The sequence below is a fragment of the Weissella sp. DD23 genome (assembly GCF_001579105.1).
Lineage (GTDB): Bacteria > Bacillota > Bacilli > Lactobacillales > Lactobacillaceae > Weissella > Weissella cibaria.
In genome coordinates this window covers 166,952-177,327 of sequence record NZ_KQ970394.1, presented here as the reverse complement: position 1 = coordinate 177,327, position 10,376 = coordinate 166,952, and the positions used below count along the sequence as shown (strand labels likewise).

The following is a 10,376-nucleotide window of genomic DNA, read 5'->3' as shown; positions in this document are numbered from 1 at the left end:
TGTCAAAAATTCTAAAACTCTCCTAATTTGCGGACGATTTTTAACTTTTAGTCTAAAACAATCGTTTTGAATCCGAGTCTGATGTTATCCTGTCGTCAGCCACACCTGACTTGTTACTCCTGGTAAACCGGTAAAACAATTTCGATTTTTGCACCGATTTGCTGTTGCAAAGCTGCTTCAAATCGGGCTAATGTTGCTGGCGAAACAGTGTCCGTCAAGATTGTGGCCCGGTGACTACGCACCCACATGGTTTTAATCCCGATTCGATTAGCCTGCGCAATGGCATCAATCTCATAAGTAGCTGGTGCCGTCACACGAATATAGCGGCCAGCCGCCGTCCCAGTAATTACTGGCTGTTGCAAAGCCTGCTTCTCATGCACCAGTTGACGGCCACACACGATGTCATGAACAATCGCAAGATCTGACAATACCGCACTTGCAGTCGGCTTAGCGCCAGCCCCTGGCCCAGTAAAAACTAAATCCTGAATATTACGTGTCTTTACCTGAACCGCGTTTTGCACATTATCAATTTTGCCGAGCAGATGCGCAGCCGGCACTAGGTGCGGTCCCACCGTCATGGCTAACTCTTGCCCAGTCCGCCGGGCAACCGCGAGTGGTTTGATAACATAGCCCAGTCGTTTTACTTCATCTAATACGGTTGCATTGATTTCCTGAATACCTTGGGTCGGAATCTGAGTCGTCACGACATTTGCACCGAAGGCTGTTTTAGCCAAAATCGCCAACTTATAACGTGCATCAAAGCCGGCCACATCATTAACTGGATTTGCTTCAGCGATGCCCATCCGTTGTGCTAAAGCCAATGCATCATCATAATTCATTGCTGCATCGCTCATCTGCGTCAAAATAAAATTACTCGTACCATTAATGATGCCGCCAACCTGCATTGTCTCGTCCCCAGGTAGTAGATTAGTCAGTGCATCTAAAATCGGAATTCCACCAGCCACCGACGCACCATAAAGCAACGCCAATTGATGCGCACTCGCAATTTTTTGTAACGTTTCCCCATAGGTTGCAATTAAATCTTTATTAGCTGTGATGACATGCTTACCTGAATGGAGCGCCCGTCGCAAATATCGATACGTTTCTGTCTGCCCACCCATCACCTCGATCACCACATCAATGTCCGAGGCGGTCACAATTGTGTCTGGGTTTGTCGTAAATTGCACCGTCGGATATAAAGTCATCCGCTGTTCGGTAATTTGGCGAACCGCCACACTGACAATTTGCATATCTGGAAACCGTTCGGTGTGCGCTTGTAAAAGGTCATAGACCGAACGACCAACTGTGCCAAAACCTAACATGCCAATTCGTATCATGCGCGCCCTGCTTTCTGAATCGCCTGGGCTAAATCTGCCCACAAATCATCCGCATCTTCCAAGCCGACGGATAAGCGAATGAGTTGTGGCGTAATCCCTAACCCAAGTCGCTGACTTTCCGGCATATCATGGTGCGTTTGCACAAATGGCACCGTAATCAAAGTTTCGACACCACCCAAACTTTCCGCAAAAGAACCAATCGTTAGCGCTTGTAAGAATTGATTGACATCATATGCCTCCGCTAAGTAGAACGAAATCATGCCACCCACGCCCGCATACAGCACTTTCTCAACACCAGCCAATGTCGCTAAACGTTTCGCCAATAACTGCGCGTTTTCAGTATGGACTCGCATGCGCACAGCCAATGTTTTCAACGAGCGGATCAGTAACCAACTGTCAAACGGATCCAGAACTTGGCCCGTGGTCGTCAGCTGGGTGCGTAAGGCATCTGACAAAGTCGCATCCTTGACCACGACCGCACCAGCTAAAATATCGTTATGGCCACCCAAATACTTAGTTGCGGAATGAACAACGATGTCAGCCCCTTCGGTCAGTGGGTTTTGATAAATAGGCGTTAAAAATGTGTTGTCGACAATGACTAAAATGTCTGGCCTGATTGCATGCACGACACTGGCCACCGCTTGAATATCAATCACCTTCATGGTCGGGTTTGACGGTGTCTCTATCCAAATTGCTTTTGTGTTTGGCTGGATGCGCAAAACTAATTCATCAATGTCTTGGCCATTCCACGTTTCATAGGCAATATCATACTGATCACGTAAAGTATCGAAGTAACGAAATGAGCCACCATATAAATCATCGCTCGTAATAAAGTGATCATGCGATTTCAGAATCGTTGATAGCACCAGCGTAATCGCTGCCATTCCTGAGCTCACCGCAAAGGCCTGTGTGCCATGTTCAATTTTGGCCAACTGAGCCTCCAACAGGTCGCGTGTTGGTGTTGTCATGCGTGAGTAATCATAGCCTGTCGATTCACCTAACCCAGGGTGGCGAAAAGCTGTTGAAAAATGTAATGGCGCGACCACCGCACCACTCCGGTCATCTTCCGACCCATTTGTCCCTTGTACTAACTGTGTTGCCACTTTAACCATTTGTAATTTCCTCGTCTTTCAACCATTGTTCAACAATATGTATCCCTTGTTCATGCCAGTGTGCCATCGGTCGCCCATCATCCCCGAAGTAACCAGTCGGCTTTGCAATCAGCATGCCCCGGCGCTGATCCCGACGAAATTCCATTGCCAAATTATTTGGACCATATTCGTAATGGCCAGTCACATAGACCGTCCGCGTTTGCTGGTTTTGAATAATTGTCGCGCCGGTCTTCCTGTCACCAGCAATTACTTGACCTGTATCGACGTTCGCCAACGGAATGGTGAAGTAGCGTGATTGCGGCATGATAAACCCTTGCGTTTCAGTCACCCCAAATATTTTGTCGTTCAGCTTGATTGGTAAAAAATCTTTGGTTACCAGCCCTGCCGCATAGGCACCCCAACAGATAAACAAACGCCGTGCAATATGGTCCACCTGCCACCGCATAAAGTCCTGAAATTCTGGCCAAAAATCAATTGCCTGTTCTGGCGTTTGGTCCAGTGGCGCGCCTGTGACAATCACGCCATCAAAATAGCGATTTTTAATATCAGCAAGCGTCGTATACCGCTGCTGGACTGCTACCGGATGGTGGCGAATACGATGTGAAGCCGGTATAGCAAAGGTCACAGCCACATCAACATCTGTGCCACTAAGTAATGACGTAAACTGCTGTTCTGTTACGGCCCGATTCGGCATTAAATTCAACACCAATAGTTGCTTGGTTTGCCGACAAGTTGTTTTGTCAGATTCTTTAGCTGTAAAACCATTTAGTAATTGCACTGTCATTTAATTTCCCCTTTTAAACAAAAAATCCCGTAAGCCCATGCAACTGCACAGACTTACGGGACGACTTTTCACCGTGGTACCACCCGAGTTTGTTAGATTATCCTAACCTCACAATACGCCAAATCAAATTGGATATATCGTTGCGCAATAACGGGCGCACCCGGCAAAAACTTACCTTACTAGCTCATCTTTACAACCACTCCGAGACCATTATTCCAAGCAACGCTATTATCGACTCTCACCAAATGCCGACTCTCTGGCTAATAGCTGTTGTTCGTACTCATCTCTTCAACGCTGGAACAAATAATATATTAGAATTACATTAGAATAATGTCAACACTTTTATAATTGTTTTTTCATATTAAGTAAAAAAAGACCTGTGATTATCTATCACAGGCCTTTATTAATAGTTAAAAATAATCAGCTAGCACCGGCTTTTGCTTTGGTAATTGTGCTTGTAGCAGGCTAAACGTTTTCGCATCAGCTGTCGTTAAATCACCGGTTAACAACAAATTATCTAACGACCGATAGCCCATTAGCCATTGCGTAAACGCTTGGATTGAACCAGTGATTGCCGGTGCTTCTGACTGCACTACCCGCGTCAGCTCACCACCACGTAATTCAAAACGACCACCATTCCACGGTGCAGTTTCATCAGTGACATTAAACACAACTTCTGTTGGCAACATGATATCAAGTGCTTGCACAAAAGCTGGCAAATTGACAATTCGCGCCTGCATGTAGGGTACAACGCGGGCCTCATACTGTGGTTCAGGCATGAGTTGCAGCACCGGGAGCTCGTTCAAATCACTGACAGGTGCTTCATACTCGAAGCGACTAAATGCACCAGCATGACTTCCGATAAAACGGGTCGTACTTAGCAATGCATCCGTCGTCAAAGTGACCCATTCACGAATTTTAAAGGTTTCCCCCACGAACTCGTACATCACGTACCCTTGCGTTTCGTGATCGTCATCCCGGTAGATTACAACTTGGGTATGTGGTGTTTTCATCATAAAATAATAGTCCCACCACCAGTTTTCCCGTTCAATCCCGCCTCGCTTCATCTGAGGGGCCCGCTCATAAACGGCATCCATCAAAGCTTGCGCCTCATCAAACGCCATCCGTGTGATTGTCCCGCCACGACGCTTTCCCTGTGGAAAATGTTCCGCCGACCAGCTGAGATGTAGCCGATCAAAAGCTTGCGCGTACCCAAATCGGCCGTAAAAGCCATACGAAAATGGTGCCAAATAGCTTAAGATGTCACCCCGTTCATACGCTTCTTGTAGTGCCACCATCATAATACGTGAAGCTGCGCCGTCACCCCGATATTCTGGATAACTACTGACATTACCAATGCCGTTTGCATTTAGCAATTGTTCACCCCAATTGACTTGGAATGGTATTTGCGTCACCTGACTCGTTAACTGTTGTGCATCAAACTCCCCATATGCAATTGTTTGACCAAAGAAATAGCGTAGTGCATCCTTACCGCCTCGTGGCTCTTTATGAAAAGCATATCGATATAAATCATAAACTGCTTCAAAATCATTTTGTCCTAACTTAATTGGTTGTCCCATGAGATTATCCCCCGATCTCAATTTACCCATATCGTACCACACGTTTTTGGAGAAGTAGACTGGAAACACATAGTTACATTAAAAAACGTGCCAGGCTAAAACAACCTCGCACGTTTGATAATCTATTAGTTTGTTAATGATGTGCGATTAGCCTTTGGCGCATCGTACTGACCTGTGTACTTCAAGCTGATTGAACCGTCTTCAATCTTCTTTTGGTCGGCCGTAACAGCCTTCTTTTCATCGGCTGGCATGTTTGATGTGATGACACCAACACCACCATCCTTAATACCGTACCAAACCGTCTTACCACCTTGGAACTTATCCTTCATGGCATCGTTAGCCGCGTTCTTCAAACCGTTACCAACTTCAGTCAACGATGACGTCAAGGTAAAGTTATCCTTCTTGCCATCAGCCGTCTTGTAAGCGCCTTGTGGTGTCTGGTCGATATCAACACCAATCATCCAAACTTTTTCCTTGGCCAGTTGGTCTGACTTCAAGGCTTGGTTGTGGCTCTTAACAGCCGTGAACGCACCGTTACCAACTCCACCGGCAACGTGGAAGATTACCTTGATGTTCTTAGCCATCATGGTGTTTGCAATCAAGGTTCCCTTCGCCGCATCTGAATATGAGGCGGCATAAATTGAACTTACCTTCATGTTCTTATCAACTGAAGCCACACCTTGACGGAATCCGTATTCAAAACGACCAACCACAGGGCCATATTGACCACCAATAAAGCCGATTGTATCCGTACCTTCAGCCTTCGCTTGCATCGCGGCAGCAACACCAGCCAAGTATGATGATTGTTCTGACTTAAACATCAATGATGTGACGTTCTTCAACTTTGGGTTAGCTTGCGCATCCACCAAAGCGTACTTTGTATCTGGATTTTGCTTAGCCGCCTTTTCAAGTGAATTTTGCAAGTTAAACCCGATACCAGCAATCATCGAGAACTTAGCAGCTTGTGCTTGTTGGAAGTTTGTATCAAAGTCAGCCTGAGTCTTTGAAAGGAAGTAGTCGTAGCCACCCTTACCCTTCTTCAAATCGTGTGATTCTCCCCAACTCTTCACACCCTTCCAAGAAATTTCCGTGAATGAGTGATCTGAAATATTACCACCTTCATCTGAAACCATTGCGAGTGAAAAATCATTCTTGCTTACGCTCGTGTGTGAGGCTGATAATGCATAGGCACCTCCGGCCAACACAACCAATACAGCGCCACCAATCATAACTTTCTTAGATACCATTCTAAACTACCTACTTCCTTATATTAGGTTACACGCAAATTGCGTGCCCTTATCCACCCGAGGGCTTTTTAATTTCGTTTTAAACGACGTATATTATAATACCAGGTTTTCGATAATATGCGACATTTTTCCTAGTTATACACGTTTTATCCACAGAAATTGGTATAGGACACTTTAATAAACGAACAATGCATCCTAAACTAGCAAATTTTGTGCAAAAAAATAGAGAACTTCAAAGTTCTCCACAGGCTACGTCCGCATTTATTATAAGTAAAATTTCATTGTGGATAACAACAGCAATCGTTGCGCCATTCCTTAAAACCAACAATGCCCATAATATTGAAGAATCCGCTGTACTACACGTTAGATCTCCAAATACAACTTAACCACCTTTAGCCATCGATGAAATAGTTGTAACTATACCAATTCGGATTTGTACCGACAAAATTAGTGTAAACAAAAAACACGCAATGAACTTATCGTTCAGCGCGTGTTTTACTAAGCATTAAACCAATGCCAACAACTCAGCCTTCTTTGCAGAAGCTGGGAAGTCGATACCGTTAGCTGACAAGTATGCCTTGATTTCAGCAACAGTGTTCTTGTCTGAAGGCTTCTCTGATGAAACAACCTTCTTAGCAGCCTTAGGAGCAGCGGCGTTAATCTTAACACCCTTCTCTGAAGTAGCTGCAGTAGCTTCGCGAACAACTTGACCGTTGTCTGCCAAAGCCTTCTTTGAAGCTTCAGCCAAAGCTGAGAATGCTTCAAAGTCTGAAACTGCCAAGTCGGCCAACATCTTACGGTTCAAAGTTGAACCCATCAATGACAAACCGTTCATGAAACGTGAGTATGACAAACCGTTCATACGTGCTGCAGCGTTAATACGTGCAATCCACAACTTACGGAAGTTGCGCTTCGTTTGCTTACGGTCACGGAATGCATAGAACCATGACTTCCAAACTTGTTGCTTAGCAACCTTGTAGTTGATGTGACGTTGACCACGGTAACCCTTGGCCAACTTGATCATCTTCTTGCGACGTGCGCGCGTAACAGTACCACCCTTAACTCGCATGGGTATTTCCTCCAGTAATTTCTAAAATATAATTCGGAACCGATTAAAACTTAAAGTAAAAGCTTTAAATTAACGGCTCAACATGTGAACGTAAGTCTTCAACGTCGTGTTGTTCATCATTGAAGTTCCACGTAGTTGACGGCGCTGCTTCTTAGTCTTACCGTGGAAACGGTGTGACGTAAAGGCGTTACCTGACTTCAAACCACCGTTAGCAGTCTTCTTAAAACGCTTTGCTGAAGCGCGGTGTGTCTTAAACTTAGGCATTGATATGTCCTCCAAACTGGTTTAATTACTTAGTTTCCTTGGGTGCAAGCACCATAAACATGCTGCGCCCTTCCATCTTTGCTCTAGATTCAACTTTTGCAATTTCCTCTAGATCAGTTGCAAATCGGTCCATCACTTCACGCCCAATTTCCTTGTGCGTGATAGCACGTCCGCGGAAACGGATTGAAACCTTAACCTTGTTACCCTTCTCCAAGAACTTAACTGCGTTCTTCTTCTTAGTATTAAAGTCATTGTCATCAATCGTTGGGCTCAAGCGAACTTCCTTGATGCTGACGATTTTTTGGTTCTTACGTTGTTCGCGTTGCTTCTTTTGACTATCGAAACGGAACTTTCCGTAATCCATAATCTTAGCAACTGGTGGCTTGGCATTAGCCTGAACCAATACCAAATCCAACTCTTGCTCATCTGCGATTGCCTGGGCGTCTGCCTTAGACATAATACCTTGATCACCATCATCAGTGATCAAACGTACTTCGCGAGCACGAATGCGATCATTAATCAAATCTTGTTGTTGTTGTGGTTGGCGCGCGTTTGCTATGGTCCTTACCTCCGAAAAAACTTGAAATAAAGTAAAAGCGGGTCATCGCGACACACGATAACCCGCCATTCATCATCAATCAATAATGAGTGATTTACCCGACGAGTTTACTCGCCAAGGTGAACAACAGGTCCGCTGTTACTTTATTTCTTAACAGATATATACTATACAGCCCTACTCACCAGGAGTCAAGGCTTTGTTCAAAATTCCGTTAATGAACTTACGAGATGCATCATCTGTAAAGTCGTGGGCCAATTGCAAAGCCTCATTAACGGCAATCTTAGCTGGCGTTTCAGCATACTTTACTTCGTACATTGCAACACGCATTAATACGACGTCGGCCAAGTTCAAACGATCAATCGTCCAACCATCGGCTAAGTATTCTGAAATCGTCAAATCGAATTCATCTTGGTGATCAACGATACCGTTAACCATGTCCAACAAATCCGTTGGTAGTTCATCTTCCCAAGTAATTTCTGGATCCCCATCTAATACTTGTTGGACAACTGCCTCGACTTGCGCATCTGGATTCATTGCCAATCCGAAAACAGATTGGAATGCGGCTTGTCGTAATTGGTGTCGGTTCAATGATGCCATTATGCTTCAGTCCCTTCCGTATCGTCGTCATCGCCAAACAAGTTGTTTGGGTCAACGGTCAACGTTGGCTTTGTTGAAACAACACCTTGTACGTGTACGTTTACCAAGGTAACTTGCAATTCAGTCATTGCGGCTACTTGTGAAGTGACACGCTCTTGGATTGCGTGGGCAACCTTAGGCACGCTAACGCCGTAGTTCAAGTAAACGTAAACATTTACTTCTAATCCTGCTTCGCCTTGCTTCAATTCAACGCCCTTACCGTGCATACGACGACCAAAGGCTTCTTGAGCACGCTCAGACAATGAACCACGCAAGCGGGCAACACCTTCAACTTCTTGCGCTGCCAAGCCGGCGATAATCTCAAGCACGCGCGTGTTAACACGCGTCTCACCTGAAATGTCGCTTGGGTGCGCCAATACAATGGTTTCTTCTGCCATGGAACTATCCTCCTTCAAAATGAAAGCGCCGGCCGGCTGCCGGTCGGCGCTTTCAACAGTATGTTTATTATACCTGATTTTACTAATTAAAACTAGGCACGTGACGTGTATGATCCACCGTTGTCAGTGTTAACAACCAACTTGTCACCTTCGTTGATGAAGTCAGGAACAGTGATAACCAATCCAGTCTCCATCGTTGCAGGCTTACCACCACCGTTAGCAGTAGCACCCTTGATACCTGGTTGCGTTTCCTTAACAGTCAACTCAACAGTCTTAGGCAATTCAACGTCCAAGATTTCACCCTCGTAAGTCGTGATCTTAACGTTCATGTTTTCCAACAAGAACTTCAAAGCATCTTGGATCTTGTCAGCAGGGATTGAAACTTGTTCGTAAGTTTCGTTATCCATGAAGACGTGTTGGTCACCTTCAGCATACAAGTATTGCATTTCAGTCGTCTCGATGTTAGCTGTTTCGAACTTGTCACCAGGACGGAAAGTGATTTCGTTAACAGCACCCGTACGCAAGTTCTTCAACTTTGAACGCACAAAGGCTGCTCCCTTACCAGGCTTAACGTGTTGGAACTCCAACACACGCCAGATTGATTGGTTGTACTCGATCGTCAAACCAGTCTTCAAGTCATTCATACCAATAGTTGCCATGATTGAATTCTCCTAGATTTATGTCTTTCTGAATTATATTAGCAGAGTTTTTGTCTAAAAACTAGTATTGCGTGCTTTTTTATTCGGAAAAAGTTGGGTTATGGGTTGTGTCCGCCCTACCGGTCGGAGTGGTCTGCCCCTTCTTTCGGCTCGCTAACCCAAGTAGACCATGACCTGTGGGGAGCGGCGTCCACTGCGTTGCAGCGTACACCTTTACCTCCTCGTGGCTCTAAGCGGGAAACCCGCTAAGAACCCACACCCACTGGTCAAGGTCCACTCGGGTCTAAACGCTCGGCGGGGCAGGCCACAGCAACCAAGCAATCCTCTGTTTCTTTGATAGTCATCCACCACATAATACTAAGTTAAACTGCTAACTTGTTTTTCCGGTAGATGTACATCCATAACAGACCAGAACCTCTCGGCTGCTAGCATGAAAGTGTGGGGCTATCGGAGCGTTCAAATTGGGGCAACATGCCGCATGGCCGGCGCTATTCGGAGAATTCCTGCAGGACTTAAAGGATTAGGGGGAATTATTTGCCCCGCTGAATGGCGTCCGCGCCATTCGGTTGCCCCAATTTGAACTTTGTCGGAGATAGTCCCGCGCTTTCAGGCGTCGACGCAACGCGTCGACACTAACCACCGACTAAAAAACGAAGAACCACCAAAGCAGTTCTCCGTCATTAACTTCTATCTCTTACAAACGGGCCTTCAATTCAGCCGTCAACTCTTCG

Annotated in this window: 11 protein-coding genes, 1 pseudogene and 1 other annotated feature; all 12 genes and pseudogenes read right to left on the bottom strand. The window is 45.5% G+C overall.

Annotated features, from left to right (window positions below):
• Window positions 1–113: 113 nt before the first annotated feature.
• Complete coding sequence (locus WEIDD23_RS08250; RefSeq protein WP_062358905.1) at window positions 114–1,337, bottom strand: homoserine dehydrogenase; 1,224 nt, start codon at window positions 1,335–1,337, stop codon at window positions 114–116.
• Window positions 1,334–2,449, bottom strand: coding sequence for a trans-sulfuration enzyme family protein (locus WEIDD23_RS08245; protein WP_010370102.1), 1,116 nt, complete (start codon window positions 2,447–2,449; stop codon window positions 1,334–1,336). The genes WEIDD23_RS08250 and WEIDD23_RS08245 overlap by 4 nt, the downstream gene beginning before the upstream one ends.
• Window positions 2,442–3,233 carry a homoserine O-acetyltransferase/O-succinyltransferase family protein gene (locus tag WEIDD23_RS08240; RefSeq protein WP_010370105.1) on the bottom strand — a complete coding sequence of 264 codons (792 nt, stop codon included), beginning with the start codon at window positions 3,231–3,233 and terminating at the stop codon, window positions 2,442–2,444. Before WEIDD23_RS08240 ends, WEIDD23_RS08245 begins: the two co-directional genes overlap by 8 nt.
• Before the next feature lie 53 nt (window positions 3,234–3,286).
• Window positions 3,287–3,534: a binding site (T-box leader), on the bottom strand.
• Window positions 3,535–3,643: 109 nt separating this feature from the next.
• Window positions 3,644–4,813: a GNAT family N-acetyltransferase gene (locus WEIDD23_RS08235; RefSeq protein WP_010370108.1), complete on the bottom strand. Its 1,170-nt coding sequence runs from the start codon at window positions 4,811–4,813 to the stop codon at window positions 3,644–3,646.
• Window positions 4,814–4,938: 125 nt separating this feature from the next.
• Window positions 4,939–6,060, bottom strand: a complete 1,122-nt coding sequence (locus WEIDD23_RS08230; RefSeq protein WP_062358904.1) for a BMP family lipoprotein — start codon at window positions 6,058–6,060, stop codon at window positions 4,939–4,941.
• Between the two features lie 505 nt (window positions 6,061–6,565).
• Window positions 6,566–6,643, bottom strand: a complete 78-nt coding sequence (locus WEIDD23_RS14730; protein WP_223822995.1) for a HeH/LEM domain-containing protein — start codon at window positions 6,641–6,643, stop codon at window positions 6,566–6,568.
• A gap of 72 nt (window positions 6,644–6,715) precedes the next feature.
• Window positions 6,716–7,129 (bottom strand): annotated as a pseudogene (gene rplT, locus WEIDD23_RS08225) (50S ribosomal protein L20); the annotation flags it as partial.
• Window positions 7,130–7,198: 69 nt separating this feature from the next.
• A complete protein-coding gene (gene rpmI, locus WEIDD23_RS08220) occupies window positions 7,199–7,393 on the bottom strand; it encodes a 50S ribosomal protein L35 (protein ID WP_003608101.1) in 195 nt (64 codons plus the stop codon).
• 25 nt (window positions 7,394–7,418) lie between these two features.
• Window positions 7,419–7,916 carry a translation initiation factor IF-3 gene (gene infC, locus WEIDD23_RS08215; protein ID WP_010370121.1) on the bottom strand — a complete coding sequence of 166 codons (498 nt, stop codon included), beginning with the start codon at window positions 7,914–7,916 and terminating at the stop codon, window positions 7,419–7,421.
• Window positions 7,917–8,126: 210 nt separating this feature from the next.
• The gene (gene nusB / locus WEIDD23_RS08210) at window positions 8,127–8,549 is read right to left on the bottom strand and encodes a transcription antitermination factor NusB (protein ID WP_010370123.1); all 423 of its coding nucleotides are present in this window, start codon (window positions 8,547–8,549) and stop codon (window positions 8,127–8,129) included.
• On the bottom strand, window positions 8,549–8,986 hold the full coding sequence (locus WEIDD23_RS08205) for an Asp23/Gls24 family envelope stress response protein (RefSeq protein WP_010370125.1): 438 nt from the start codon (window positions 8,984–8,986) through the stop codon (window positions 8,549–8,551). Before WEIDD23_RS08205 ends, nusB begins: the two co-directional genes overlap by 1 nt.
• A gap of 92 nt (window positions 8,987–9,078) precedes the next feature.
• Complete coding sequence (gene efp / locus WEIDD23_RS08200; RefSeq protein WP_010370129.1) at window positions 9,079–9,645, bottom strand: elongation factor P; 567 nt, start codon at window positions 9,643–9,645, stop codon at window positions 9,079–9,081.
• Between the last annotated feature and the right edge of the window lie 731 nt (window positions 9,646–10,376).

Coding starts and splice junctions, on each gene's coding strand:
- rpmI (WP_003608101.1), bottom strand. CDS start 7,393: ATGCCTAAGTTTAAGACACACCGCGCTTCAGCAAAGCGTTTTAAGAAG.
- efp (WP_010370129.1), bottom strand. CDS start 9,645: ATGGCAACTATTGGTATGAATGACTTGAAGACTGGTTTGACGATCGAG.
- WEIDD23_RS08205 (WP_010370125.1), bottom strand. CDS start 8,986: ATGGCAGAAGAAACCATTGTATTGGCGCACCCAAGCGACATTTCAGGT.
- WEIDD23_RS08235 (WP_010370108.1), bottom strand. CDS start 4,813: ATGGGACAACCAATTAAGTTAGGACAAAATGATTTTGAAGCAGTTTAT.
- WEIDD23_RS08245 (WP_010370102.1), bottom strand. CDS start 2,449: ATGGTTAAAGTGGCAACACAGTTAGTACAAGGGACAAATGGGTCGGAA.
- WEIDD23_RS08240 (WP_010370105.1), bottom strand. CDS start 3,233: ATGACAGTGCAATTACTAAATGGTTTTACAGCTAAAGAATCTGACAAA.
- nusB (WP_010370123.1), bottom strand. CDS start 8,549: ATGGCATCATTGAACCGACACCAATTACGACAAGCCGCATTCCAATCT.
- WEIDD23_RS08250 (WP_062358905.1), bottom strand. CDS start 1,337: ATGATACGAATTGGCATGTTAGGTTTTGGCACAGTTGGTCGTTCGGTC.
- WEIDD23_RS08230 (WP_062358904.1), bottom strand. CDS start 6,060: ATGGTATCTAAGAAAGTTATGATTGGTGGCGCTGTATTGGTTGTGTTG.